This window comes from Mycobacterium shinjukuense (genome assembly GCF_010730055.1).
GTDB lineage: Bacteria > Actinomycetota > Actinomycetes > Mycobacteriales > Mycobacteriaceae > Mycobacterium > Mycobacterium shinjukuense.
The window spans coordinates 4,165,835-4,192,280 of the sequence record NZ_AP022575.1; the positions used below are offsets into that span (position 1 = coordinate 4,165,835).

Sequence of the window (26,446 nt, forward strand, 5' to 3'; positions counted from 1 at the left end):
TCGCGTGCCCCCCGGGTGCATCAACTCCCGGCGGCGCCTTCGTGCTCGGTGACGTGCTCGGTGATAGCTTGGGCGATGGCCTCCCCGGCGCGGCCAATGAGTCGGTCGCGCTTGCCTTTGGCCCATTCGTGAGAGGCCCGCGGCGCCGCCAGCTGTCCCTTGAAATAAGGAATCACCTTGCGGGCGAACAGATCATAGGAATGAAATGTCGCCCGCGGTGAGGCCCAGTCATGGCCGAGCAACAGTAGCGTCCCAAAACCACCCGAACGGTCCAGCAGGTCTTCGATGTGGCTGATCGCGTCGTCGGGTGTGCCGATGCAGCAATTTCCTTTGGCCGCATACTCTTCGACGAACTCTCGCCGGGATTGGGCGCCTTCCACGGTGTTGGCCAGTGGGACAAACCCGGCCGCGCCGAAATACTGGGCGAAATCGCTCAGCCCGTAGGTGCAATCGTCGATGGCCTGGTCGCGACTGTCCGACAGGTGCATGATGCTCAACACCCGCCAGTTGGCGCGGTCCGGCTCGTCCCGGCCGGCTTTGGCTGCCTGCTCGCACACCACCTGCCAGGTGTTTTCCAGCGCCGCATAGCCGCCGGGAACCGACATCGACAACGACAGCAGCGACGTGCCCAGCGCACCGGCCAGTCGCGGACCCGAGGGTGAAATCATTGCCGCCGTGGAGATTTCGGGATGTGGCCAGGTGTAGGGGCGGATATGCAACTGTGCCTCGCGCAGGGTGAACCAGTCGGAGTGACGGTCGATGCGCTCATCTGGCGCGGCGCGGAACAGAGCGAGAATCGCCTCCAGAGCCTCCTGCATCATCCGCCGTTGGTCGATCGGGTCGATGCCCATCATGTAGGCGTCGGACGGGAGCGCGCCGGGGCCGGTACCGAACATGACCCGGCCGCGGGTCAGGTGGTCCAACAGCACCCAACGGTCGGCCACCATCAGCGGATGGTGGTAGGGCAGCGAAACCACGCCGGTGCCCAGGCGGATGTGCTTGGTGCGCTCGGCGGCGGCCGCGATGAACACTTCCGGGCAGGCGATCAGCTCGTAGCCGCCGGAGTGGTGCTCGCCGAACCACGCCTCGTCGAAGCCCAGGCGATCCAGCGCAACAACCCGCTCCATGTCGTATTCCAAGGCCACCGTTGGGGATTGGCCGGTCGGATGAAAAGGGGTGATAAAGACGCCGAAACGCATGGGGGCGCTCATCGCAGGTCCAGTCCGGCGAGGAACTCCAGCAGCGTCGCGTTCACCTCGTCGGGTCGTTCCTGCTGCACCCAGTGTCCGGCGCCGTCGATCAGCACCTCGCGGTACGGGCCGGAGATCACCTCCGACGCGCGGTCTAGCCGAGTGAACGACAACACCGGATCGGCTGTTCCCGCGATGAACAAGCAGGGCACAGAGATCGTGGCGTCGGCAAGTTCGGCTGTGGTCTCCCAGTTACGGTCGAAATTGCGATACCAGTTCAGCCCGCCGGTGAACCCGGTGCGGGTGAACTCGGTTATGTAATGGTCGAGTTCGTCCCGGGTGATCCAGGCCGGCAACCCGTCGGGTTCGGGAAGCCGGTCAATGAAGCCTTCGGGGCCGGGGGCCAGCATCCGCAGCGCCGCGCCCTGGTCCGCGGGCGGCCGCAAGCCGCCGATCATCCGGCGTATCGTGCGGGCCGGGTCGCCGTTGAGCTCGGCGTCGGCGACACCCGGCTGCTGGAAATACAGGATGTAGAAGAAGTTCTCCCCGAACGTCTTGCGGAACGCCTGCGTGGGTGGCACCTGCGCGCGCGGCAGCGCCGGGACACTCATGGCGGCGACCGCGGCGACCCGGTCGGGGTGCAACAGCGGCGCGCTCCACGCCACCACGGCACCCCAGTCATGGCCCACCCAGACGGCTTTCTCGGCACCCACGTCGTCGAGCAGGCCGACCAGGTCGGCGGTGAGCTCGTGGATGTTGTAGGCCTCGATCGCGTCCGGGCGGGACGAGCCGCCATAGCCACGCTGGTCGGGAGCCAGCACGTGGTAGCCGGCCTCGGCCAGTGCCGGGACCTGGTGTCGCCACGAGTAGGCCAGTTCCGGAAAGCCGTGAGCCAGTAGCACCACGGGTGCGCCGCGGTCCCCGGCCTCGGTCACGCGCAGCCGGATACCGTTGGTGTCGACGATCCGTTCGGTTGGTAGAGCCATCGTCTCACCAAATCACAACGGCACGGGGCTGAGAAGGGCGCGACCCGATTGAGATGCCGGGGTGGATATCGCGGCCGCGGCCGCGCATGATCGGCTGATGCGGTTGGACCACGTCGTGCTGTGGACAAAGGATCCGCAGACAGCCATGGATTTCTACACGAGGGTGATCGGGCTTGCGCCGGTGCGGTTCGACGAGTTCCGGGCCGGAGAGGCGCCGTTTCCGAGCGTGCGGGTGTGCGCGGACTCCATCATCGACCTCATGCCAGCCGCAACCGCGGCGGGCATCGAGGCGACGACCGGGGTGCAGGGCGGCGCCGGCCATCCGCTCAACCATGTCTGCCTGGCAATGTCGAAGGCCGAGTACGACGCGCTGGATCGGCGGCTACAGGCGGAAGGCGTAGACACCAGCGCGCGGCTCAACCAGACCTATGGGGCCCGAGGCTGGGCGCCGCAGGGGTTCTACTTCGTTGATCCGGACGGCAATGTCGTGGAGGCCCGCTATTACGAGTAATTCGCCACCGCGCCGCCCGACCGTCACGCCCGAAGCGGCCGTCATGCCGGTGTGACGCTCGCCACCCGGTCGGCGTGCCCGGATTCAGGATCGCGGCGGCGCTACCACTCGTTGTCTCAACAGACGGTGGCGACCCGCTGGCCCCAGCGCCCGGCGTTGCCGGGCCGGCGATCGCCACGGGGCCGATCGTGGCGACCCGTCCCCCGCAAGCGGGAGGTGCCCCCAGCGCCCGGGATTGCCGGGCTGGCGATCGCCACGAGCGGTAACCTGGACTTTTGCAGCTGCGTTGATCGGGAAGGACCTGGCCGGCACGGCCGATGATTGATGAACCGCAAAAACGTGATCCGCACGGTGACGGCGATCGCCGTGGTGGTGCTACTCGGCTGGTCGTTCTTCTACTTCAGCGACGACACCCGCGGCTACAAGCCGGTGGACACCTCGGTTGCGATGGCGCAGATCAACAGCGACAACGTCAAGAGCGCGCAGATCGACGACCGCGAGCAGCAGCTGCGGTTGACCCTGAAAAAGGGCAACAACGACACCGACGGGTCGGACAAGGTCATCACCAAGTACCCCACCGGCTACGCCGTCGACCTGTTCAACGCGCTGACCGCTAAGAACGCGAAGGTCAGCACGGTGGTCAACCAAGGCAGCATCCTGGGCGAACTGCTGATCTACGTGTTGCCGCTGCTGTTGCTGGTGGGTCTGTTCGTGATGTTCTCCCGCATGCAGGGCGGCGCCCGGATGGGCTTCGGCTTCGGGAAATCGCGGGCCAAGCAGCTCTCCAAGGACATGCCCAAAACCACCTTCGCCGACGTCGCCGGCGTCGACGAGGCGGTCGAGGAGCTCTACGAGATCAAGGACTTCCTGCAGAACCCGGGCCGCTATCAGGCGCTGGGCGCCAAGATTCCCAAGGGCGTGCTGCTCTACGGTCCGCCCGGAACCGGCAAGACGCTGCTGGCCCGCGCCGTGGCCGGGGAAGCGGGGGTGCCGTTTTTCACCATCTCCGGATCCGACTTCGTCGAGATGTTCGTAGGCGTTGGCGCGTCACGCGTAAGAGACCTGTTCGAACAGGCCAAGCAGAACAGCCCGTGCATCATCTTCGTCGACGAGATCGACGCGGTCGGCCGCCAGCGCGGCGCCGGGCTGGGCGGCGGCCACGACGAGCGGGAGCAGACGCTGAACCAGCTGCTGGTCGAGATGGACGGCTTCGACCCGCGCGGCGGCGTCATCCTGATCGCGGCCACCAACCGGCCCGACATCCTGGATCCGGCGCTGCTGCGCCCGGGCCGCTTCGACCGGCAGATCCCGGTGTCCAATCCCGACCTGGCGGGCCGCCGGGCGGTGCTGCGGGTGCACGCCAAGGGCAAGCCGATGGCCCCGGACGCCGACCTCGACGGGCTGGCCAAGCGGACCGTCGGCATGACCGGGGCCGACCTGGCCAACGTCATCAACGAGGCGGCGCTGCTGACCGCCCGGGAGAACGGCACCGTGATCACCGGCCCCGCCCTGGAAGAGGCGGTCGACCGGGTGATCGGCGGGCCGCGCCGCAAGGGGCGGGTGATCAGCGAGCAGGAGAAGAAGATCACCGCCTACCACGAGGGCGGGCACACCCTGGCGGCCTGGGCGATGCCCGACATCGACCCGGTGTACAAGGTCACCATCCTGGCCCGGGGACGCACGGGCGGGCATGCGGTTGCCGTGCCCGAGGAGGACAAGGGGCTGCGCACCCGCTCGGAGATGATCTCCCAGCTGGTGTTCGCGATGGGTGGGCGGGCCGCCGAGGAGTTGGTGTTTCGTGAGCCCACCACCGGCGCGGTGTCCGATATCGAACAGGCCACCAAGATCGCGCGCTCGATGGTCACCGAGTTCGGGATGAGCTCCAAGCTCGGCGCGGTCAAGTACGGCACCGAACACGGCGACCCGTTCCTCGGCCGGACCATGGGCACCCAGCCCGACTACTCCCACGAGGTCGCCCGCGAAATCGACGAAGAGGTCCGCAAGCTCATCGAAGCCGCGCACACCGAGGCCTGGGAGATCCTCACCGAATACCGGGATGTGCTGGACACGTTGGCCGGGGAGCTGCTGGAAAAGGAAACCCTGCACCGACCCGAGCTGGAGGCGATCTTCGCCGACGTCGAAAAGCGGCCCCGACTCACCATGTTCGACGACTTCGGTGGCCGCATCCCGTCGGACAAGCCGCCGATCAAGACGCCCGGCGAGCTGGCGATCGAGCGCGGCGAGCCCTGGCCCCAGCCGGTCGCCGAGCCGGCGTTCAAGGCGGCCATCGCGCGGGCAACCCAGGCCGCCGAGGACGAGGCCAGCCGAACCAGCCACGGCGCCAACGGTTCTCACGCCGGCAGCCGTGCGCCCACCCAACCCGACTACGGCGCCCCGGCCGACTGGCACGCGCCCGGATGGCCCCCACAGCCGTCCAATCGGCCCAGCTATTCGGGGCAGGCCTACGTGCCCTATCCACCGCCTGACCAACCGGACAACGACGACTCCTCCGGTCAGCGTGAGGATGTGAGTCGGTCCAATCCGCCGGCCCACGGCTGAGGAACGGAGGCTTCGATGTCGCAGCTGGATTCCCGCATCGAGCACGCGCGGGTGCGTGTATTCGACCAGCGGCGCGCCGAGGCCGCGGTCCGCGAGTTGCTGTACGCGGTCGGCGAAGATCCCGATCGGGATGGGCTACGGGAGACCCCGGCGCGCGTGGCGCGCGCCTACCGCGAGATTTTCGCCGGCCTCTACACCGACCCCGACACGGTGCTGAACACCATGTTCGACGAAGAACACGACGAGCTGGTGTTGGTCAAGGCGATCCCGCTGTATTCCACCTGCGAACATCACCTGGTGTCGTTTCACGGTGTGGCCCATGTCGGCTACATCCCCAACCACGACGGCAGGGTGACCGGCTTGTCGAAGATCGCCCGACTGGTCGACCTGTACGCCAAGCGACCACAAGTGCAGGAGCGGCTGACCAGCCAGATCGCCGATGCCCTGGTGAAAAAGCTCGATCCGCGCGGGGTGATCGTCGTCATCGAGGCCGAGCACCTGTGCATGGCGATGCGCGGGGTTCGCAAGCCCGGAGCGATCACCACCACGTCGGCGGTGCGTGGCCAGTTCAAAACCAGTGCCGCTTCTCGAGCCGAAGCGCTCGACCTCATCCTGCGGAAGTGAGTCCGGCTCCCATGCGGGTAATGGGGGTTGTGAACGTCACCGAAGACTCGTTCTCGGACGGTGGGCGCTACCTCGACGCCGGCGACGCCGTCGAGCATGGCCTGGCGTTGGCCGCCGACGGCGCGGACATCATCGACGTCGGTGGGGAGTCGACGCGGCCCGGAGCCGTGCGGGTGGACCCGCGAATCGAATCCGCTCGTGTCATACCTGTGGTCAAAGAGCTTGCGGCACAGGGCATAACTGTCAGCATCGATACCATGCACGCTGACGTCGCACGGGGGGCGCTGGAGAACGGAGCGCGGATCGTCAACGACGTGTCCGGTGGGCGCTGCGACCCGGCGATGGCGCCGCTGGTGGCCGAGGCGGGGGTGCGCTGGGTGTTGATGCACTGGCGCCCGGTGTCCGCTGGCAGGCCGCACCAGGTTCCGGACTACCGCGACGTGGTGGCCGAGGTGCGCGCCGACCTGCTGGCCAGCGTCGCCGACGCGGTGGCCGCCGGCGTTGACCCGGCCAACCTCGTGATCGATCCCGGGCTTGGCTTCGCGAAGACGGGACAACACAATTGGGCACTGCTGCACGCGTTGCCGGAGTTGGTTGCCACCGGGTTCCCGGTGCTGCTGGGCGCCTCACGCAAACGCTTCCTCGGCGCGTTGCTGGCCGGGCCCGACGGCGTGCTGCGACCACCCGGCGGGCGGGAAACCGCGACGGCCGTGATCACCGCGATGGCGGCCCTGCACGGGGCCTGGGGGGTGCGCGTGCACGATGTGCGGGCCTCGGTCGACGCCCTCAAGGTCGTCGACGCGTGGCAGCGGACGGAAAGGACGGGACCCGATGGCTGACCGGATCGAGTTGCGCGGCTTGACCGTTCACGGCTACCACGGGGTCTACGACCACGAGCGGGTGGGCGGGCAGCGCTTCGTCGTCGATATCACCCTGTGGATCGACCTGGCCGATGCCGCCGCAAGCGACGATCTGGCCGACACGTTTGACTACGTCCGTCTGGCCGCGCGGGCGGCCGAGATCGTCGCCGGGCCACCGCGGAACCTAATCGAAACTGTGGGCGCCGAGATCGCCGACCACGTGATGGCCGACGAGCGGGTGCATGCCGTCGAGGTGGTGGTCCACAAGCCGCAGGCGCCCATCCGGCAGACGTTCACCGACGTGGCGGTGGTGACCCGGCGGTCGCGGCGCGGCGGGCGGGGCTCGGTGATGCCCGCGGGCGAGGTGTGATGACCCGCGCCGGCGACGATGCGGTGGGAGCACCACCCGCTTGCGGGGGACGAACCGATGAGGTGGGGGCACGCCCCCACAAGTGGGAGGTACCCCCATCCGCTTGCGGGGGAGAGCGGCGCTGATGACGAGCGTCGTGCTGTCGATCGGCTCCAACCTCGGTGACCGCCTGGCATCGCTGCGGTCGGTGGTCGTCGGACTCGGCGGCACGGTCCGCGCGGTCTCCCCGGTCTACGAGACCGATCCCTGGGGCGGGGTGCGCCAGGGACCGTTTCTGAACGCTGTGCTGATTGCCGACGACCCGGCCCGTGACGCTGCGGCCTGGCTGCGCCGCGCCCAGGCACTGGAACGGGCGGCGGGTCGGGTGCGCGACCGCCGTTGGGGCCCGCGCACCCTCGACGTGGACCTGATCACCTGCCACCGGACCGGTCCGGGCGGCCCGGCGGAAGTTATCTGCCGCAGCAGCTCGCTGACGCTGCCGCACCCGCGGGCCCACCGGCGGGCCTTCGTGCTGGTGCCGTGGCTCGACGTCGACCCGGGGGCCGAGCTCACGGTGGCCGACCGGGTGTGGCCCGTCGCCAAGCTGCTGGCCGAGTTGGAACCTGCCGACCGGGACTGCGTGCGCAGGTTCCCGCGGACCCTGGATCCGGAACCGGGCTGATGGGACCCACCCGCAAACGTGACCTGACGGCCGCGGTGATCGCCGCCGCGGTGGTGGGCTACCTGCTGGTTGGCGGGCTGTATCGGTGGTTTCCGCCGATCACCGTGTGGACCGGACTGTCGCTGCTGGCGGTCGCGATCGCCGAGGCGCTGTGGGCGCGTTACGTCCGGGCAAAGATCAACGACGGCGAGATCGGAGACGGGCCCGGCTGGCTGCACCCGCTGGCCGTGGCGCGCAGCGTCATGGTCGCCAAGGCGTCGGCCTGGGTGGGTGCGCTGGTGTTGGGTTGGTGGCTCGGCGTGTTGGTGTACTTCCTGCCGCGGCTGTCCTGGCAGCGGGCCGTGGCCGAGGACGTCACCGGCGCGGTGGTGGCTGCGGTCAGCGCGCTGGCGTTGGTGGTCGCCGCGCTGTGGCTGCAGCACTGCTGTAAGTCGCCGCAGGATCCCACCGAGCGCGGCGAGGGCGTGGAGACCTAAAGGGAATCGATCGGCGCGCCGTTGCGAGCTCTAACCCGCTCTAACCGGGGCCGTCGCGTCGCGCGCCAACGTTAGCTGGCCATCAACCGGCCGCACCCAACTTGGCCGGCGAATCGCCGGACCGGCGCGACACGCTGAGTGACCTCGGCCAGGTACAGTCAGCCCATGACCGTTCTGTCCCGCGGCGCCCGGGTCCGGCGCGGCGGCCGCAGGCCGGGTTGGGTGCTCCTGACGACGTTGCTGGTCCTGGCAATCGGGGCGAGTTGCGGATTGGTTTTCACCAGTCGTGTGGAGCTTCTTAGGCTGGCCGTGATCCTGGCGCTGTGGGCCGCGGTCGCCGGTGCGTTCGTGTCGATGCTTTACCGTCGCCAAGCCGAGGTGGAACAGGCCCGGGCGCGGGATCTGAAGCTGGTGTACGACCTTCAGTTGGATCGGGAAATCTCCGCCCGCCGGGAGTACGAGCTGACCGTGGAGTCGCAGCTGCGTCGCGAGCTGGCCTCGGAGCTGCGCGCGGCGGCCGCCGACGAGGTGGCCGCGCTGCGGGCCGAGCTGGCCGCACTGCGAACCAGCCTCGAGATCCTGTTCGACACCGATCTGCAGCACCGTCCAGCATTGGAGCCGTGGGAGAAAGAACGTGATGCCGCACGGGTTCTGGCGGATCGAGCCCACGATGTGGCCCATTCCGACGCCCTGGGCAGGCCCCGAAGCAGGGAAACCCCACCCGCCGACTGGGTGTCCAGTGATCGGGTTACCGTTGTCCCCCGGCGAGCGGCCAGTCGCGCCGATGACACGTCGATCATCGATGTGCCCGAGGTGGGGGTGCCACCCGGCGGCGGGGGACCGCTGGCGTCGCCCCGGCAACCCACTCCCGCGGGGGAGCAGCGCCGGTCGAGCTACGACGCCTCGCCGCCATCCGAGCCGGCGCGTGTCCCTCGTCATCGGCCGCCCGAGCCCGAGCGGTCGGGCTGGCCGCCGGAGGCCGCCGACGGAAAGTGGTTGCCTCCGGGGACACCGGGCAGCCACTGGGCATCCGATGATGTGGCTTCCGAGCCGACGGCCCAGCCGTCGAGCCGGCGGCGGCGCGCCCGGCATGCCAGCCCGGAGGATCGGGACGACGGCCCGCTCGGCCCTGTCGAGCCGCACTACGGCGGCCGCCGGTCGCGCTCCCGCCACTCCGCGGAGTACCTCGACCACGGCGTGGCCGGCCTGCGCGACAGTCTCGGCGGCTCTGCGGGCGGCGCACCGGGTGAGCACTCGCCGCCGCCCCGGTTGGCCCCACCGCCGCCGCCCGAGCCGGCGCCTCGGCATCGCAGCGCCGAGGAAGGCTCGCACGGATTGGACCGACAAGGCGGTGGTCAAACGGTTGCCGACCTGATGGCGCGACTGCAGGTGGAGCCGACCGGAGGCGGCCGGCGCCGGCGCCGCGGCGGCTGAGCTGGGCCGGATCGCACAAATCGACTACAGTCTTGGTGACCGTCCGGTACCCGATGGGACTGGAACGAACGAGGGAAATCTGTGAGGCCGTCTGCGATGGTGCGGTTCGACGGTTTGCGTCCGGCCAGGCTCAAGGTGGGGATCATCTCCGCCGGCCGGGTGGGCACCGCGTTGGGTGTTGCGCTGGAGCGCGCCGACCACGTCGTGGTGGCGTGTAGCGCCATCTCCGATGCGTCCCGACGGCGGGCCCGGCGCCGGCTGCCCGACACCCCGGTGCTGCCGCCGCCGGACGTCGTCGCCGCCGCCGAGCTGCTGCTGCTGGCCGTCACCGACGGCGAACTCGCCGGCCTGGTGTCGGGCCTGGCCGCCACCGCGGCGGTGCCGCCCGGCACGATCGTGGCGCACACGTCGGGCGTCAACGGGATCGGGATTCTCGCGCCGCTCACCCAACTAGGCTGCATTCCGCTGGCCATTCATCCGGCGATGACGTTCACCGGCTCCGACGACGACATCGGCCGGCTGGCGGACACCTGCTTCGGGATCACCGCGGCCGACGACGTCGGGCATGCCATCGCCCAGTCGTTGGTGCTGGAGATGGGCGGCGAGCCGTTCGCGGTGCGCGAGGAGGCCCGCCTCCTCTACCACGCGGCGCTGGCGCACGGCAGCAACCACCTGGTGACGGTGCTGGCCGATGCCGTCGAGGCGTTGCGCGCCGCCCTGCGCGGGCAAGAACTGCTCGGCCAACAGCACGTCGACGACCAGCCGGGCGGGATCGTCGAGCGGATCGTGGGGCCGCTGGCCCGGGCGGCGCTGGAGAACACGCTGCGGCGCGGTCAGGCGGCGCTCACCGGGCCGGTTGCCCGCGGCGACGCGGCCGCGGTCGCCGGGCATCTGGCCGCGCTGACGGCGGTGGACCCGCAACTTGGGCAGGCCTATCGGGTGAACGCGTTGCGCACCGCGCAGCGCGCGCACGCTCCCGATGACGTCGTCGAGGTGTTGACGTCATGAGCGCCCGCGCACCGGTGTTCCATCCAGGCGAGCTCAACGTGTATGCGGCGCCCGGTGACGTGACCGACGTCTGCCGGGCGTTGCGTCACACCGGCCGTCGGGTGATGTTGGTGCCCACCATGGGCGCGCTGCACGACGGGCACCTGGCGCTGGTGGGCGCCGCCAAACGGGTGCCCGGCTCGGTGGTCGTGGTGTCGATCTTCGTCAACCCGCTGCAATTCGGCGCAGGGGAGGATCTCGACGCCTACCCCCGCACGCTGGACGACGACCTGGCGCGACTGCGCGGCGAAGGTGTCGAGATCGTGTTCACCCCGACCGCGGCGGCGATGTATCCCAACGGCCTGCGCACCACCGTGCAGCCCGGCCCGTTGGCGGCCGAGCTCGAAGGCGGCCCGCGGCCCACCCATTTCGCCGGGGTGCTGACCGTCGTGCTGAAGCTGTTGCAGATCGTGCGGCCGGACGCGGCGTTCTTCGGCGAAAAGGACTACCAGCAGCTGGTGCTGATCCGGCAGATGGTGGCCGACCTGAACGTCGACGTCGCGGTGGTTGGGGTGCCGACCGTGCGGGAAGCCGACGGGCTGGCGATGTCCTCGCGCAACCGCTACCTCGACCCGGCGCAGCGGGCAGCGGCCGCGGCGCTCTCGGCGTCGCTGACGGCCGCGGCGCGCGCCGCACCGGCCGGTGCGCGGGCCGCGCTGGACGCGGCTGCCGCGGTGCTCGACGCGGTGCCCGGCCTCGCCGTCGACTACTTACAACTGCGCGACGCCGACTTGGGGCCGTTGAACGGCGGCGGGTCTGGCCGGCTGCTGGTGGCCGCCCGGCTCGGTGCCACCCGGCTGCTGGACAACATCGCTATCGAGATCGGAACGTTCGCCGGCACCGACGGGCCGGACGAACACCGGGCTACCGTTGAATCACAGTGGAGGAATTGATGCTACGGACGATGCTGAAATCGAAGATCCACCGGGCCACCGTCACGCAGGCCGACCTGCACTACGTCGGCTCGGTCACCATCGACGCCGACCTGATGGACGCCGCGGACCTGCTCGAAGGCGAGCAGGTGACCATCGTCGACATCGACAACGGAGCCCGGCTGGTCACCTACGCCATCACCGGGGAACGCGGCAGCGGCGTGATCGGGATCAATGGCGCCGCGGCCCATCTCGTTCACCCCGGAGACCTGGTGATCCTGCTCGCGTACGCCACCATGGAGGACACCGAGGCCCGCCGCTACCGGCCGCGCATCGTGTTCGTCGACGCCGACAACAAGCAGATCGACCTAGGCCACGATCCGGCGTTCGTACCGGCCGACGCGGGCTCGCTGTGCCCCGCACGCGGGTGGTACCCCCACGACCCCCGGATCGGTGTGCGATAGCCGTGCTGCTGGCGATCGACGTCCGCAACACCCACACCGTCGTCGGCCTGCTGTCGGGCGCCCAGGACCACGCAAAGGTCGTCCAACAGTGGCGGATACGCACCGAATCCGAGGTCACCGCCGACGAGCTGGCGCTCACCATCGACGGCCTGATCGGCGAGGATTCCGAGCGGCTCACCGGCACGGCCGCGCTGTCCACGGTCCCGTCGGTGCTGCACGAGGTGCGGATCATGCTCGACCAGTACTGGCCGTCGGTGCCGCACGTGCTGATCGAACCGGGCGTGCGCACCGGCATACCGCTGCTGGTCGACAACCCCAAGGAGGTGGGTGCCGACCGGATCGTGAACTGCCTGGCGGCGTTTCACAGGTTCCACAAGGCCGCCATCGTCGTCGACTTCGGATCGTCGATCTGTGTCGACGTGGTGTCGGCCAAGGGCGAGTTTCTCGGCGGCGCCATCGCGCCCGGCGTGCAGGTGTCATCCGATGCCGCGGCGGCGCGTTCGGCCGCGCTGCGCCGCGTGGAATTGGCTCGCCCCCGTTCGGTGGTCGGCAAGAACACCGTCGAATGCATGCAGTCCGGCGCGGTGTTCGGCTTTGCCGGGCTGGTCGACGGGCTGGTCGGGCGGATCCGCGAGGACGTCGGCGGTTTCTCCGACCACGATGACGTCGCGATCGTGGCGACCGGGCACACCGCGCCGCTGCTGCTGCCCGAGCTACGCACCGTCGCGCACTACGACCAGCATCTGACCCTGCATGGCCTGCGGCTCGTCTTCGAACGTAACCGGGACGCCCGCCGATTGAAGACGGCGCGCTGAATTCGTCTGCCTGCGGCGTCGAACGTGAGTCCAGGGCGGCCGGCCTCGGCGTGTCGTCGCCCTCGATGCACGCTCGACCGCTTGATGCCCGCGGGGCCCACCGCGGGCGGTGCCCGGGTTGACTTAAGCTGGCACGTCGTGAGCTCTGCCGACCCGTCGGAGGACGCAGCCGACCTCCCCGAGCAGTTCCGGATTCGTCGGGACAAGCGCGCTCGCCTGTTGGCGCGGGGACACCAGGCCTACCCGGTCGCGGTGGAGCGCACGCACACCCTGGCCGAGATCCGCGCGGCCTACGCCGACCTGCCGCTCGACTCGGCGACCGATGACGTGGTCGGGGTCGCCGGCCGGGTGGTGTTCGCGCGCAACACCGGCAAACTGTGCTTTGCGACCTTGCAGGACGGCGACGGCACCCAGCTGCAGGCGATGATCAGCCTCGACAAGGTGGGGCGGGATGCCCTGGACGCGTGGAAGGCCGATGTCGACCTGGGTGACATCGTCTATGTGCACGGCACCGTGATCAGTTCCCGGCGGGGAGAGTTGTCCGTTCTCGCCGACTCCTGGCGGATGGCGGCCAAGTCGTTGCGGCCGCTGCCGGTCGCGCACAAGGAGATGAGCGAAGAAGCGCGCGTTCGGCGTCGGTATGTCGACCTGGTCGTGCGCCCGCAGGCGCGCTCTGTGGCCCGTCTGCGGATCGCCGTTGTCCGCGCACTGCGGAGTGCGTTGGAACGCCGCGGGTTCCTGGAAGTCGAAACGCCCATGTTGCAGACGCTGGCCGGCGGCGCCGCGGCCAGGCCGTTCACGACGCATTCCAATGCGCTGGACATCGATCTTTACCTGCGGATCGCGCCGGAACTGTTCCTCAAGCGCTGCGTGGTCGGTGGTTTCGACAGGGTCTACGAACTTAATCGGGTGTTCCGAAACGAAGGAGCCGATTCCACGCATTCCCCGGAATTCTCCATGCTGGAGACCTACCAGACCTACGGCACCTATGACGATTCGGCGGCGGTCACCCGGGAGCTTATTCAGGAGGTAGCCGACGAGGCGATTGGCACCAGACAACTGCCGATGCCCGACGGCAGTGTCTACGACATCGACGGAGAATGGGCGAGCATACAAATGTATCCGTCGCTGTCCGCGGCGCTTGGTGACGAGATCACGCCGCAGACGTCGGTCGATCGCTTACGTGACATCGCGCACCGGCTCGATGTTGAGATTCGTCACAGCCATGCCGTCGGGCACGGCAAACTCGTCGAGGAGCTCTGGGAGCACACCGTGGGCAAGAGCTTGACCGCGCCCACGTTTGTCAAGGATTTCCCGGTAGAGACAACTCCTTTGACCCGCCAGCACCGCAGCATCCCGGGAGTGACCGAAAAGTGGGACCTCTACCTGCACGGAGTGGAACTGGCCACCGGGTACTCGGAATTAACCGATCCCGTCGTGCAGCGGGAGAGATTCGCTGATCAGGCGCGTGCCGCGGCCGCCGGTGATGACGAGGCGATGCAACTGGACGAGGATTTTCTGGCCGCTCTCGAGTATGGGATGCCGCCATGCACCGGAACGGGAATGGGTATCGATCGGTTGTTGATGTCGTTGACCGGGCTGTCAATTAGGGAGACAGTTTTGTTCCCGATTGTTCGGCCACACTCCAACTGAACTGCACGTGTTGTGTCTGGATTGAATATTGCGCGTTCTTATGGCAGATTGGTGTGCGGGGAGTCTATCCAAACTGCTAACTGCACAGGAAGAAACGCGAGGGTAAGCCAATGGCGAAGAAAGTGACCGTCACCTTGGTCGATGATTTCGACGGTGCCGGCGCGGCTGATGAAACGGTCGAATTCGGGCTTGACGGAGTGACCTATGAGATCGACCTTTCGAGCAAGAATGCGGCAAAACTGCGCGGCGACCTGAAGCAATGGGTGGCAGCCGGGCGGCGCGTCGGCGGACGGCGACGCGGGCGTTCGGGCTCCGGCCGTGGCCGCGGGGCGATTGACCGCGAACAAAGCGCCGCTATTCGGGAATGGGCCCGCCGCAACGGGCACAACGTGTCGTCTCGTGGGCGTATCCCCGCCGACATCATCGACGCATTCCACGCCGCGACCTAGCGGTGGTTTGCCGGCGCCCAGGCCTGGAGCCTGGGCGCCGGTGCTGTGGCGCTTTCGCTCGCGGCGAACTGACCGCCGGTCAGCACGGGAAACGCTTTGGCGGTTTTCCGCGTTGATCAGTTGCGGCGCTGCACGGGACCGAAGGTTATGAACCCTGGCAGGCCGACCATTACAGTGGACGGCAGGTACGCGATCCCGTGCGCTGTACCGATTGAGGGAGAGCAGGTAACCGCCGATGTTCGAACGATTTACCGACCGTGCCCGCAGGGTGGTCGTCCTGGCTCAAGAAGAGGCCAGGATGCTCAACCACAACTACATCGGCACCGAGCACATCCTGTTGGGTCTGATCCACGAGGGCGAAGGTGTGGCGGCCAAGTCGCTGGAGTCGCTGGGGATCTCGCTGGAAGGCGTGCGCAGCCAGGTCGAGGAGATCATCGGCCAGGGCCAGCAGGCGCCGTCCGGGCACATCCCGTTTACCCCGCGCGCCAAGAAGGTCCTTGAGCTGAGCCTGCGCGAGGCGCTACAACTCGGCCACAACTACATCGGCACCGAGCACATTCTGCTGGGCCTGATCCGTGAGGGTGAGGGCGTGGCCGCCCAGGTGCTGGTCAAGCTGGGCGCCGAGCTAACCCGGGTGCGCCAGCAGGTGATCCAACTGCTGTCCGGCTACCAGGGCAAGGAGGCCGCCGAGGCCGGCACCGGTGGTCGCGGCGGCGAGTCCGGCAGCCCGTCCACGTCGTTGGTGCTCGATCAGTTCGGCCGCAACCTGACCGCTGCCGCGATCGAGGGCAAGCTGGACCCGGTCATCGGCCGCGAGAAGGAAATCGAGCGGGTGATGCAGGTGCTCTCCCGGCGCACCAAGAACAACCCGGTGCTGATCGGCGAGCCCGGCGTCGGCAAGACGGCCGTGGTGGAGGGGTTGGCGCAGGCCATCGTGCACGGCGAGGTGCCCGAGACGCTGAAGGACAAGCAGCTCTACACGTTGGACCTGGGATCGCTGGTCGCCGGTTCGCGCTACCGCGGTGACTTCGAGGAACGCCTGAAGAAGGTGCTCAAGGAGATCAACACCCGCGGCGACATCATCTTGTTCATCGACGAGCTGCACACCCTGGTGGGTGCCGGCGCCGCGGAGGGCGCGATCGACGCCGCGTCGATCCTGAAACCCAAGCTTGCCCGCGGTGAGCTGCAAACGATCGGTGCCACCACGCTCGACGAATACCGCAAGTACATCGAGAAGGACGCCGCGTTGGAGCGCCGCTTCCAGCCGGTGCAGGTCGGCGAGCCGACGGTGGAGCACACCATCGAGATCCTCAAGGGTCTGCGCGACCGCTACGAGGCCCACCACCGGGTGTCGATCAGCGACTCCGCCATTGTGGCCGCGGCCACCCTGGCCGACCGCTACATCAACGACCGGTTCCTGCCGGACAAGGCCATCGACCTGATCGACGAGGCGGGTGCGCGCATGCGGATCCGGCGGATGACCGCGCCGCCGGACCTGCGCGAGTACGACGAAAAGATCGCCGAGGCGCGCCGGGAGAAGGAATCGGCGATCGACGCCCAGGACTTCGAGAAGGCCGCCAGCCTGCGCGACCGCGAAAAGCAACTGGTGGCCCAGCGCGCGGAGCGCGAAAAGCAGTGGCGCTCAGGGGATCTCGACGTGGTCGCCGAGGTCGACGACGAGCAGATCGCCGAGGTGTTGGGCAACTGGACCGGCATCCCGGTGTTTAAGCTCACCGAGGCCGAGACCACCCGGCTGCTGCGGATGGAAGAGGAGCTGCACAAACGGATCATCGGGCAGGAGGACGCCGTCAAGGCGGTGTCCAAGGCGATCCGCCGCACCCGGGCCGGGCTGAAAGACCCCAAGCGCCCGTCGGGTTCGTTCATCTTCGCCGGCCCGTCCGGTGTCGGTAAGACCGAGCTGTCCAAGGCGCTGGCCAACTTCCTGTTCGGCGACGACGACGCGCTCATCCAGATCGATATGGGCGAGTTCCACGACCGGTTCACCGCGTCGCGGCTGTTCGGCGCCCCGCCCGGGTATGTCGGCTACGAGGAGGGTGGCCAGCTCACCGAGAAGGTGCGGCGCAAGCCGTTTTCGGTGGTGCTGTTCGACGAGATCGAGAAGGCGCACCAGGAGATCTACAACAGCCTGCTGCAGGTGCTCGAGGATGGCCGGCTCACCGACGGGCAGGGCCGCACGGTGGACTTCAAGAACACGGTGCTGATCTTCACGTCCAACCTGGGCACCTCCGACATCTCCAAGCCGGTCGGGCTGGGCTTCACCAAGGGCGGCGGCGCCAACGACTACGAGCGGATGAAGCAGAAGGTCAACGACGAGCTCAAGAAGCACTTCCGCCCGGAGTTCCTCAACCGCATCGACGACATCATCGTCTTCCACCAGCTGACCCGCGAGGAGATCATTCGCATGGTGGACCTGATGATCAGCCGGGTCGCCGGTCAGCTCAAGAGCAAGGACATGGCGCTGGAACTCACCGACCAGGCCAAGTCCCTGCTGGCCAAGCGTGGCTTCGATCCGGTGCTGGGTGCCCGGCCACTGCGGCGCACCATCCAACGCGAAATCGAGGACCAGCTCTCGGAGAAGATCCTCTTCGAGGAGGTCGGTCCGGGGCAGCTCGTCACCGTCGACGTGGACAACTGGGACGGCGAAGGCTCCGGCGAGGACGCGGTGTTCACCTTCACCGGGACCCGCAAGCCTCCAGCCGAGCCGGACCTGGCCAAGGCCGGGGCGGCGGGAGCCCACCGCGCCGCCGGGACGGACTAGCGGCCGCTCAGGCTTGCCGAGCGTCGACCAGGTCCTTGATGATCTCGAAGTCGGCGAGGTTGTGTGTAAGCAGCGGTACCCGCTCGACGATTGCGGTGGCTGCGATCGCCAGGTCGATCTGCCGACGCCGTGGTTTGCCGCCCCGTTGATGGACTCCAGCCGCAAGCCGGCCCCACACCCGCGCCACCTCAACGGTGATCGGCAGCGGGTCGAAGGCCGCCTCGATCGCGGCCAGGCGGCTTATCCGGCGGGCTCGCTCGTCGTCGTCGCTGGCGACGAGGACCCCGAAGTGCAGTTCGGTGATCGATGCGACGCTGATCGCCGCGTCGATGTCGCCCGGAGGCTCCGCGGCGATGAGCACGGAGGTGTCGAGCACCGCCCTCATCGACGGAACGGGTCGACCAACGCGGTGCCCAGCCGAGCGAGGTCGTCGTCGAGGCCCCGTGGTGGCGAACCATGCCAGATGCCGGCGAGCGCAGCACCGCTGACCCAGCGGCGGCGGTGCGCCGGGCGCAGTTCGGCCACCGGACGGCCGGCGACGGTCACGGTGAATGTCTCGCCCGCTTCAACGCGACGCAGCACGTCGCTCACCTGGTTGCGCAGCTGCTTCTGCGGAATGGTTTCCACCGCCCAATGGTAGCACTTCTGCTACTTGCGCCGTGGCCGCGATTTCGGCTGGAACCCATGTCGTTTGTGATGGTGGCGCAGGACTTGGTGGCGGCCGCGGCAACGGAGCTGGCCGGCATTGGTTCGACGATCGGCTCAGCCAACGCTGCTGCGGCGGCGACGACGACGGGTGTGGCCGCGGCGGCCGCTGATGAAGTGTCGGCGGCGGTCGCGGCGTTGTTCAGCGCGCACGCCCAGGAATACCAGGCGGCCAGCGCTCGGGCGGCGGCGTTTCATAACCAGTTTGTGCAGGCCTTGAACGCCGGTGTGAGTTCGTACGCCAGCGCCGAGGCCGCCAACGCCTCCGGGTTGCCGGACCTGCTGGGTTTGATCAATGCGCCCGCCCAATCGCTGTTGGGCCGCCCGCTGATCGGCAACGGCGCCAATGCGACCACGCCCGGCGGTAACGGCGCTGACGGCGGGATCCTGTGGGGCAACGGCGGTAACGGCGCGCCCGGCATCGCCGTCGGCCAGGCCGGCGGTCACGGCGGCAACGCCGGGCTGTTCGGTAACGGGGGCAATGGCGGTGCCGGGGGACCGGGCGTGAACGGCGGCAACGGCGGCAGCGCCTGGCTGTGGGGCAACGGCGGGTTCGGCGGGGCCGGGGGGCCGGCGTGGCCGGCGCCAATGGCGTCAACCCCGGGACCAGCCCCGCGCTCGCCGGCCTCCCTGGCGCGGTTCCCCCAGGCGGCAACCCCACTGGCGGCAACGGCTTTAATTCCACGGTTCCTCAGGTAGGACAGGCCGGTGGCCCCGGCGGAATCGGCGCTGACAACCCCATCGCGAACGGCATTGCTGGTAGCGGAGGCAATGGCGGTAACGGCGGCTCCGGCGCGCCCGGCGGCAACGGCACCGCCGGCGGCAACGGTGGCATCGGCGGTCGCGGCGGGCTGCTGGTGGGCGACGGCGGAGACGGCGGTCTCGGCGGTGCGGGCGGGTCTGGTGGCGCCGGCGCACCCGGCGGGCCGGGCGGAGCCGGTGGCACCGGCGGCGCCCCTGGCGCGGGCGGAGTAGGGTTTACCGCCCCCGGAAGCACGGGGTTGCCCGGTACTCCGGGTAGCCCCGGGGCCAACGGCACCCCCGGCACGAACGGCAACTCCGGCTGACACCGCCCCGGATTAGGCGGATCCAATCGCGACCTCGTCCTGCCGGTCACGCGGCGTCCCAGCCGTCACATCTGCACCGGCGGCCGGTCATGACATGCTGCCGAAAAGCGATGTCACATGCGATACCGCCGCGCCGCTAATCGAAGTCGAAGGGGGTGCCCAGCCGGCGTGCGCACGCGATCATTCGGCCCGGTGGGCCTGGCGGTTCATGGCCGGTGGTGCTATCGCATGCGCCGTGTGCGTCCAGTGGGAGTCAGTGATTGATCAAGTGATCGCCCGCGTGTTCGCCGAGCCCGTGATAGGCCGCGCGATCGCCTTTGAGGACGGCCACATCGGGGTTTTGCATGCCCTGGGCGTGCACGAGCACGGCGCCGACCTGTTCACCCTTGCCGTGCAGGCGAATGCCGGGTTGGGTTTTGGTGTGCTGATCTTCGGCATCGCGATGGGTGCGCTGTTGCCGTCCTGTTCTGCGTCACTTATGGCGGTGCGGAACGCATTGGACCACAAGCGCTTTCAATGAGTCTTGCAGCCGTAGCCTTCGCAGCGGTGTATCTGGTGCCGTTCGGGAAATGTCCGGCCAATCCGCGGGCCATCGGCCAGGCGGACACGATCGAGTCGCGAACCCTGGGCTACCTGGTGTCGGTGGTGGCGGCGATTGCCGCGCTATGGCCGGCCAGCAGGCTGGTATCCCGGCTGGGCAGTTGGACTGCTGGGCTGTCGGCGGCCGGTGCCTTTCGCCAACTTTGCGGCCCCGTTCTGACCGGCTGCTCCAGGCGTCGCACCTTGCTCATCTGCCCCACGTGTACCCGGTACTGCCGACATGCAAAGTGCCCGCCTACGAGCGACAGCCACCGATGTCGCTCGTAGGCAGGCACATCGCATATCCCTACCGTGCCGGAACGAGTGAGGCGGGTGAGACAAGTGGGAACGTGCACCTTGCGCACCGGATAGCCGGGAGCCGCGCACGCGGGGTCACCCGGGTTCCAACCCTCGACGAACTCAAAGAGCGAGACCGCTCAGCCGCACCGCATTGCATTACCGCCGACGGTGCTGGACGCTGCGGCTGCGCTGATCTATCGCGGCGCAATCAGCGCAAAGACCTGCCTGGCCACCTGCAGCATCCAACCCGTCACCGTCGGCCCGTGATCACGCGGCCAGTTCAGCTGAAAGCTCACCACCCATGGTTGGCCGGTCTTGTCGACGGCGTACCAGCTGAACGTCAGGTCCCCCGGCAGACCGCCGGCCTTGGCGCCGATGTATGGCCATTCGTCGCGGTCCAGCTGGATACCCGCCACCGCGGACAGGATCTGTTTGACGGGTCCGGCCCGGCCGACGGCATCGGCCTGCAACACCGCGTGGACGCGGCAGATGTCCTCGGCGCTGCCATACCACTCCGCTCCGTAACTGGAGGCCGGCGTGTGGGCGCGGCTTGGATCAGGCTGGTAAGGAGTGGAATTCGCCTGCTGTAGCAACCGGGCCCGGTCTTCCTGCGACGCGTGCCGCCATTGGTCACGCAGATCCGGAACGCCCCAGCCAACGGAAAACAGCTCGTACATCGTCGGAAACGGTGTCATGCTGGCCGGATCGTGATGGCCGGCGCTGACCAGCGCCTGTTCGATCGCGTGTGTGCCCAACCTGTCGATCAGCAAGTCGGTGGCCATGTTGTCACTGGTGGCGATCATCTTCTCGGCGGCCGTGCGAACCGAAACACGTGCCCCCACAGGCAGTTCCAGGCCGGAAGAGCCCACGGCCTTGCTTTTGGCGGTGACGGTCAGCAGTTCGTCCCAGGACACCGTGTCGTCCTTGACCGCACCGGCCAGCGCATGCAGCACGTACAACTTGAAAATCGATGCCAGCGGCAGGGATTCGCCGGTGTTGGTGCCCGCCACCGGGTCGCAGTGACCATGGTCCACCTTGGCGACCTGATACGAGTAGCGGGCGCCGGTCTTGCTCAGCACGGCGTCTACGTCGCGCCACGACGTGATCGACGGCGCCTGAGTTTCCAGGTCGAACCGGTCAACCCAGCCGTCGTCGTCGGTGTGAATCCGGATGTCTTGTCGCGCGCCGAAGGACGAAACCAGGTGCAGCGTGGCCACACTGGCGCCAATATCCACACCGTCGAGCGTGAATGGCCGATCCCACCACAATGCCCCCATGGTCGTCGTCACCGAGTCGACCTTCTCCGGCGTGGCCAGTGTGCGCACTCCGACCGCGCCGATCGGCCAGTCCGAGTTGAGCATGTCCATGGTCTGCTGGGCCCGCAAACCCGGCGGCGTTCTGGTGTCGATCCGGTGCCCCGGATTTTCCGCGTTCGCCGACGACGTCGGGGAGGACGCGCAACCCGGTGCCAGGGTGACTATCAATGCGGCCGCGGCACCGAGCGCCAGCCCACGGCGTGCGCGCACGCGCCGGTTACCCAGACTCGGCGGTCCCGGCAACGTCGAGCACGACCTCGAATTCCAGCAGCGAAGCTCCGGTGGCCACGGGGTTGGCCTGGTGTCCGGCATGGGCTGCGATGGCGGGCCCGCTCGCCCAGGCCTGGAATGCTTCGTCGGACTCCCAGTGTGTCACCACGAAATAGCGGTCCTCACCCTTGACGGGACGCAGCAGCTGAAAGCCGAGAAAACCGGGAGAGTTTTCGACCGCGTGCGCCCGGTGGGCGAACCGCTTCTCCAGTTCGGGGCCGGCGCCGGGTGGCACCTCTATCGCGTTGATCTTCACCACTGGCATGTCGCTAGGCTACCGTGCGCGCCATGCCCACCGATCTGCTGACCCGTCGGGGCGGACAGGGCCAACCGTTGGTTCTGGTACACGGGCTGATGGGCCGGGGCACCACCTGGGGCCGTCAGCTGCCGTGGCTGACCCGGTTGGGCACCGTGTACACCTACGACGCGCCCTGGCACCGGGGCCGTGACGTCGAGGATCCCTACCCGATCAGCACCGAACGCTTCGTGGCCGACCTGGGTGACGCGGTTTCCGGGCTGCGGGCTCCGGCCAGGCTGGTCGGACATTCGATGGGGGCGTTGCACTCGTGGTGTCTGGCCGCGGAGCGGCCGGAGCTGGTTTCGGCGCTGGTGGTCGAGGACATGGCGCCGGATTTCGTTGGCCGGACCACCGGTCCGTGGGAGCCGTGGTTGCATGCGCTTCCGGTCGAATTCGATTCTGCCGACCAAGTATTCGCCGAGTTCGGGCCGACGGCGGGCCGCTACTTCCTGGACGCCTTCGACCGCACGGCCACCGGCTGGCGGTTGCATGGCCAGACCGCACGGTGGATCGAGATCGCCGCCGAGTGGGGCACCCGTGACTACTGGGCGCAGTGGCGGGCCGTACGGTCGCCGGCGCTGCTCATCGAGGCCGGCGATGGGGTAACTCCCCCGGGCCAGATGCGCGCGATGGCTGAAAGAGATTATCCGACAGCGTATTTGCGTGTGCCCGATGCCGGTCATCTGGCTCATGACGAAGCTCCGCAGGTTTACCGGCGGGCGGTGGAGTCGTTCCTGGCGGGGCTTACCCCGTGAGCCCACGCGGCGCGGGCAATGTGGCGAAAAGCCTGGCCATAACGGGTTTTGTCGGCCCGTGATCGCGCTACGATCGGGCCGTCAGGCCGCGCCGCGGAAAGGGGTGTCAGATGTCGTTTGTGATCGTGGCGCCGGAAGCGCTGATGTCGGTGGCTTCAGAGGTGGCCGGTATCGGTTCGGCGCTCAATGCCGCCAACGCCGCCGCGGCCGCCCGGACCACGGGTGTGCTAGCGGCCGCCGCGGACGAGGTGTCGGCGGCGATGGCGGCGCTGTTCGGCGCGCACGCCCAGGAGTACCAGAGGCTCAGCGCCCAGGCGGCGGGGTTTCATGCCCAGTTCGTGCAGGCGTTAAACGCGGGAGTGAACTCCTATGCCAGCGCCGAGGCCGCCAACGCGTCGCCGCTGCAAGCCGTGGAGCAGCAGGTGCTCGGCTTGATCAACGGGCCCGCGCAGACGCTACTGGGGCGCCCGTTGATCGGCAACGGTGCCGACGGGGCGCCGGGAACCGGGCAGCCGGGCGGGCCCGGCGGGCTGCTGTGGGGTAATGGCGGCAACGGCGGGTCGGGTGTGGCCGGTGTGGGCGGGCCCGGTGGTAGCGGCGGCGCCGCCGGGCTGTTCGGGCACGGCGGCAATGGCGGGGCCGGCGGGAGCAACGCCGCCGGCGCCGGCGGTGTGGGCGGAGCCGGTGGGGCGGGCTGGCTGGTCGGCAACGGCGGTGCCGGCGGGTTCGGCGGGGTGGGAACGACCGTCAGTGGCAACGGAGGAGCCGGCGGCGCCGCCGGCGCGTTCGGCAATGGCGGTGTGGGCGGGGCGGGCGGGGCCGCGGTCATCGGCGGTTGCCCGGCAATGGGGGTGCCGGCGGCAACGCGGGGCTGATCGGCGCCGGCGGCGACGGCGGCGTCGGCGGGGTGGGTGCCCCCGGAACCAACGGGATGAACCCGCCGCCGAACCAGACCAGCCAGGCGGCAAACGGAAGCCCCGGCGCCAACAACGGCGCCGGTAGCGGCGGCGCAGGGCTGCCCGGCAACCCGGGTGCCGTACCAGGGCGGGCTGGCGGCGCTGGCGGTTTAGGCGGCAGCGGCAGCGATACGAGTGAAGGCCCTGTGACGGGGGGCAACGGAGGCAATGGCGGCGACGGCGGTCCCGGCGCGCCCGGCGGCAACGGCGCACCCGGCGGCATCGGTGTCAATACCGGTACTGGCTGGGCCTACGGGGGAAACGGGGGCAATGGCGGTGACGGTGGCGCCGGCGCCCGGGGCGGCGACGGGGGCAACGGGGGCAACGGCCTAGCGCTAAACGGTGGCAACGGGATCGGCGGCAACGGTGGCGCCGGGGGCCGGGGCGGCACCGGGGCTGCGGGCGGCAATGGTGGCATTGGCGGCGGCGCCACCGGCACGCTGACCTTTTTTGGTAGCGGAGGCGACGGCGGCCCCGGCGGGGCTGGCGCCAACACCGCCGGCACCGGGGGTGTCGGCGGTGTCGGGGGTGCGGGCGGTCAGGGCGGGCTGCTGTTCGGCGACGGCGGTAACGGGGGCGCCGGCGGTGCCGGCGGCATCGGCGGCACGGGTGCCTCGGGCGGCGCCGGAGGCAAGGGCGGCTCTGGCCTGGTCGGCGGTGACGGCGGCAACGGTGGTGCCGGCGGCGCCGGCGGCAACGGCGGCAAGGGCGGTGCCGGAGGTGCCGGCGGAGGTGCCGGAATGTTCAGCCAGCCAGGTGTCCACGGTGCGGGCGGTACCGGGGGCCAGGGAGGTGCCGGCGGCGCTGGCGGCGCGGGTGGCGCCGCGGGAGCTGGGACAGTCGTCGCGGGCAACCCCGGTGATCCCGGCGGTTTCGGCGCCGCCGGTGCGGACGGCCTACCCGGCTAAAACCCTTCGCCGGCCAACGCGAACCGGCCGCCGACCGTCCGGGTCACCAGCCCGTCGGCCAGCAGCGACTCCAGCGCCCGGTCACGTTGTGCGGTATCGGTCAGCCACGCCACGTCCAACTCGGCCCGGGTGACGGGAAACTCCGCGGCGCGCAACACATCCAGCAACCGTCCGCGGACTTGGCGGTCGGTTCCGGCGTAGCTCTGCACCCGGCGCGGCGGACCGTCCGACGGGGGATAACCGGCGTCCCGCCAGGCGCACCGGTCAACCGGGCACAACCCGCACCGCGGCGCCCGCGCGGTGCACACCGTCGCACCCAGCTCCATCAGCGCAACCGAAAACACCTGCGCCGCTTGGCTATTCGGCAGCAACGCCAAAACGTCGGCGTGGTCGCGAGCGGCCGACGGTGCACCGCCGTCGGCGCGGCCGTGCACGGCGCGGGCCATCACCCGGCGCACATTGGTGTCTACCACCGGCACCCGCTGGCCGAAGGCGAAGCATGCGACCGCCCGCGCGGTGTAGCCCCCGACGCCGGGCAACCTCAGCAGCGTGTCGACATCGTCGGGCACCGCATCGCCGTGGTCACGGGCGATCACGGCGGCGCATTCGTGCAAGCGCAGCGCCCGTCGCGGATAGCCCAGCTTTCCCCAGGCGCGCAGCACGTCGGCGGCGCTGGCCGCCGCGGTGGCCGACGGGGTGGGCCACCGCCGCACCCAGGCCGGCCAGATCGAAAGCACCCGGCTCACCGGGGTCTGCTGCAGCATGAATTCGCTGACCAGGATCTGCCATGGGCTGACACCGGGCGCGCGCCACGGCAGATCGCGGCGCGATCGTTCATACCAATCCAGAAGATTGGTGTCTGGTATGCGTACCGGGCCGGTCACCGGCGCCTCCGGCAGAATGCCTGACATGCCCACCACCAATCCGGTAGCCGCCTGGAAAGCACTCAAAGAGGGTAACGAGCGATTCGTCGCCGGTAAGCCCGAGCATCCCAGTCAAAGCGTCGACCATCGAGCCAGCCTGGCCGCCGGGCAGAAGCCGACGGCGGTGATCTTCGGCTGCGCCGACAGCCGGGTGGCCGCCGAGATCATCTTCGACCAAGGCCTGGGCGACATGTTCGTGGTCCGCACGGCCGGGCATGTGATCGACTCGGCGGTGCTGGGCTCCATCGAGTACGCGGTGACGGTGCTCAACGTGCCGCTGATCGTCGTGCTCGGCCATGATAGCTGTGGCGCCGTAAACGCCGCGTTGGCCGCGATCAACGACGGCAGCCTGCCGGGCGGTTACGTGCGGGACGTGGTGGAGCGGGTGGCGCCGTCCATCCTGCTGGGCCGGCGCGACGGCTTGCAGCGCGTCGACGAGTTCGAGGACCGACATGTCCACGAGACGATGGCGAACCTCATGTCGCGGTCGAGGGCGATCGCGGACCGGGTGGCGGTGGGCACCCTGGCGATCGTGGGCCTGTCCTACCAGCTGGCCGACGGGCGCGCGGTGCTGCTCGATCACATCGGCGACATCGGTGAGGAAGTCTGATGTCCGGCG

Annotated in this window: 24 protein-coding genes and 3 pseudogenes; 20 read left to right on the forward strand and 7 right to left on the reverse strand. The window is 69.0% G+C overall.

Annotated features, from left to right (window positions below; all coding sequences use genetic code 11):
* Positions 1-20 precede the first annotated feature (20 nt).
* Together G6N20_RS18835 and G6N20_RS18840 are read right to left on the reverse strand one after the other, a co-directional pair.
* Positions 21-1,211 (reverse strand): LLM class flavin-dependent oxidoreductase, encoded by a 1,191-nt coding sequence (locus tag G6N20_RS18835; protein ID WP_083050583.1) that lies wholly within the window; start codon positions 1,209-1,211, stop codon positions 21-23.
* Positions 1,208-2,176 carry an alpha/beta fold hydrolase gene (locus G6N20_RS18840; RefSeq protein ID WP_083050580.1) on the reverse strand — a complete coding sequence of 323 codons (969 nt, stop codon included), beginning with the start codon at positions 2,174-2,176 and terminating at the stop codon, positions 1,208-1,210. The genes G6N20_RS18835 and G6N20_RS18840 overlap by 4 nt, the downstream gene beginning before the upstream one ends.
* A 97-nt stretch (positions 2,177-2,273) precedes the next feature.
* Between G6N20_RS18840 and G6N20_RS18845 the strand changes: the two genes are divergently transcribed.
* The 15 genes from G6N20_RS18845 (at position 2,274) to clpC1 (ending at position 17,750) form a co-directional block, all read left to right on the forward strand.
* Positions 2,274-2,687: a VOC family protein gene (locus tag G6N20_RS18845; protein ID WP_083050591.1), complete on the forward strand. Its 414-nt coding sequence runs from the start codon at positions 2,274-2,276 to the stop codon at positions 2,685-2,687.
* Positions 2,688-3,011: 324 nt separating this feature from the next.
* The gene (gene ftsH, locus G6N20_RS18850) at positions 3,012-5,246 is read left to right on the forward strand and encodes an ATP-dependent zinc metalloprotease FtsH (RefSeq protein WP_083050577.1); all 2,235 of its coding nucleotides are present in this window, start codon (positions 3,012-3,014) and stop codon (positions 5,244-5,246) included.
* Between the two features lie 15 nt (positions 5,247-5,261).
* Positions 5,262-5,870, forward strand: coding sequence for a GTP cyclohydrolase I FolE (gene folE / locus G6N20_RS18855; RefSeq protein ID WP_083050574.1), 609 nt, complete (start codon positions 5,262-5,264; stop codon positions 5,868-5,870).
* Positions 5,867-6,709, forward strand: coding sequence for a dihydropteroate synthase (gene folP, locus G6N20_RS18860; protein ID WP_142272137.1), 843 nt, complete (start codon positions 5,867-5,869; stop codon positions 6,707-6,709). The genes folE and folP overlap by 4 nt, the downstream gene beginning before the upstream one ends.
* Positions 6,702-7,100 (forward strand): dihydroneopterin aldolase, encoded by a 399-nt coding sequence (folB, locus tag G6N20_RS18865; protein WP_083050568.1) that lies wholly within the window; start codon positions 6,702-6,704, stop codon positions 7,098-7,100. Before folP ends, folB begins: the two co-directional genes overlap by 8 nt.
* 124 nt (positions 7,101-7,224) lie before the next feature.
* On the forward strand, positions 7,225-7,761 hold the full coding sequence (gene folK / locus G6N20_RS18870) for a 2-amino-4-hydroxy-6-hydroxymethyldihydropteridine diphosphokinase (RefSeq protein WP_083050565.1): 537 nt from the start codon (positions 7,225-7,227) through the stop codon (positions 7,759-7,761).
* Positions 7,761-8,237: a DUF3180 domain-containing protein gene (locus tag G6N20_RS18875; protein WP_083050562.1), complete on the forward strand. Its 477-nt coding sequence runs from the start codon at positions 7,761-7,763 to the stop codon at positions 8,235-8,237. The genes folK and G6N20_RS18875 overlap by 1 nt, the downstream gene beginning before the upstream one ends.
* Before the next feature lie 165 nt (positions 8,238-8,402).
* Positions 8,403-9,671 (forward strand): DUF6779 domain-containing protein, encoded by a 1,269-nt coding sequence (locus G6N20_RS18880; RefSeq protein ID WP_083050560.1) that lies wholly within the window; start codon positions 8,403-8,405, stop codon positions 9,669-9,671.
* A gap of 96 nt (positions 9,672-9,767) precedes the next feature.
* Positions 9,768-10,679 carry a Rossmann-like and DUF2520 domain-containing protein gene (locus G6N20_RS18885; RefSeq protein WP_083050557.1) on the forward strand — a complete coding sequence of 304 codons (912 nt, stop codon included), beginning with the start codon at positions 9,768-9,770 and terminating at the stop codon, positions 10,677-10,679.
* Entirely contained in the window at positions 10,676-11,611 is a 936-nt protein-coding gene (gene panC, locus G6N20_RS18890; protein WP_083050554.1) for a pantoate--beta-alanine ligase, read from the forward strand. Before G6N20_RS18885 ends, panC begins: the two co-directional genes overlap by 4 nt.
* Entirely contained in the window at positions 11,611-12,054 is a 444-nt protein-coding gene (gene panD / locus G6N20_RS18895; RefSeq protein WP_083050551.1) for an aspartate 1-decarboxylase, read from the forward strand. Before panC ends, panD begins: the two co-directional genes overlap by 1 nt.
* Positions 12,055-12,056: 2 nt before the next feature.
* Complete coding sequence (locus G6N20_RS18900) at positions 12,057-12,869, forward strand: type III pantothenate kinase (RefSeq protein ID WP_083050548.1); 813 nt, start codon at positions 12,057-12,059, stop codon at positions 12,867-12,869.
* 138 nt (positions 12,870-13,007) lie between these two features.
* The gene (gene lysS, locus G6N20_RS18905) at positions 13,008-14,522 is read left to right on the forward strand and encodes a lysine--tRNA ligase (protein ID WP_142272136.1); all 1,515 of its coding nucleotides are present in this window, start codon (positions 13,008-13,010) and stop codon (positions 14,520-14,522) included.
* 110 nt (positions 14,523-14,632) lie between these two features.
* Positions 14,633-14,971, forward strand: a complete 339-nt coding sequence (gene lsr2, locus G6N20_RS18910; RefSeq protein WP_083050543.1) for a histone-like nucleoid-structuring protein Lsr2 — start codon at positions 14,633-14,635, stop codon at positions 14,969-14,971.
* A gap of 235 nt (positions 14,972-15,206) precedes the next feature.
* The gene (gene clpC1, locus G6N20_RS18915) at positions 15,207-17,750 is read left to right on the forward strand and encodes an ATP-dependent protease ATP-binding subunit ClpC (RefSeq protein ID WP_083050540.1); all 2,544 of its coding nucleotides are present in this window, start codon (positions 15,207-15,209) and stop codon (positions 17,748-17,750) included.
* 7 nt (positions 17,751-17,757) lie between these two features.
* Here clpC1 and G6N20_RS18920 read toward each other — a convergent pair whose 3' ends face one another.
* A complete protein-coding gene (locus G6N20_RS18920) occupies positions 17,758-18,135 on the reverse strand; it encodes a PIN domain-containing protein (protein ID WP_083050537.1) in 378 nt (125 codons plus the stop codon).
* On the reverse strand, positions 18,132-18,377 hold the full coding sequence (locus tag G6N20_RS18925) for a type II toxin-antitoxin system Phd/YefM family antitoxin (protein ID WP_083050535.1): 246 nt from the start codon (positions 18,375-18,377) through the stop codon (positions 18,132-18,134). The genes G6N20_RS18920 and G6N20_RS18925 overlap by 4 nt, the downstream gene beginning before the upstream one ends.
* Positions 18,378-18,434: 57 nt before the next feature.
* Here G6N20_RS18925 and G6N20_RS18930 point away from each other — a divergent pair.
* A pseudogene (locus G6N20_RS18930) lies at positions 18,435-19,501 on the forward strand (PE family protein); the annotation flags it as partial.
* Positions 19,502-19,730: 229 nt separating this feature from the next.
* Positions 19,731-20,389 (forward strand): annotated as a pseudogene (locus G6N20_RS18935) (CbtA family protein).
* Positions 20,390-20,595: 206 nt separating this feature from the next.
* Here G6N20_RS18935 and G6N20_RS18940 read toward each other — a convergent pair.
* Positions 20,596-22,029 (reverse strand): serine hydrolase, encoded by a 1,434-nt coding sequence (locus tag G6N20_RS18940; protein ID WP_083050532.1) that lies wholly within the window; start codon positions 22,027-22,029, stop codon positions 20,596-20,598.
* Complete coding sequence (gene mhuD, locus G6N20_RS18945; RefSeq protein WP_083050529.1) at positions 21,935-22,252, reverse strand: mycobilin-forming heme oxygenase MhuD; 318 nt, start codon at positions 22,250-22,252, stop codon at positions 21,935-21,937. The genes G6N20_RS18940 and mhuD overlap by 95 nt, the downstream gene beginning before the upstream one ends.
* 23 nt (positions 22,253-22,275) lie before the next feature.
* On the opposite strand from mhuD, the gene G6N20_RS18950 reads away from it, so the two are divergent.
* Together G6N20_RS18950 and G6N20_RS18955 are read left to right on the forward strand one after the other, a co-directional pair.
* Entirely contained in the window at positions 22,276-23,040 is a 765-nt protein-coding gene (locus tag G6N20_RS18950; RefSeq protein WP_083050589.1) for an alpha/beta fold hydrolase, read from the forward strand.
* A gap of 110 nt (positions 23,041-23,150) precedes the next feature.
* Positions 23,151-24,904, forward strand: a pseudogene (locus G6N20_RS18955) (PE family protein).
* Here the strand turns inward: G6N20_RS18955 and G6N20_RS18960 are convergent.
* Positions 24,901-25,815, reverse strand: a complete 915-nt coding sequence (locus tag G6N20_RS18960) for an HhH-GPD family protein (RefSeq protein ID WP_083050523.1) — start codon at positions 25,813-25,815, stop codon at positions 24,901-24,903. The pseudogene G6N20_RS18955 and the gene G6N20_RS18960 sit on opposite strands and share 4 nt — an antisense overlap.
* Here G6N20_RS18960 and G6N20_RS18965 point away from each other — a divergent pair.
* Entirely contained in the window at positions 25,814-26,437 is a 624-nt protein-coding gene (locus G6N20_RS18965) for a carbonic anhydrase (RefSeq protein ID WP_083050520.1), read from the forward strand. The genes G6N20_RS18960 and G6N20_RS18965 overlap by 2 nt on opposite strands.
* Positions 26,438-26,446 lie beyond the last annotated feature (9 nt).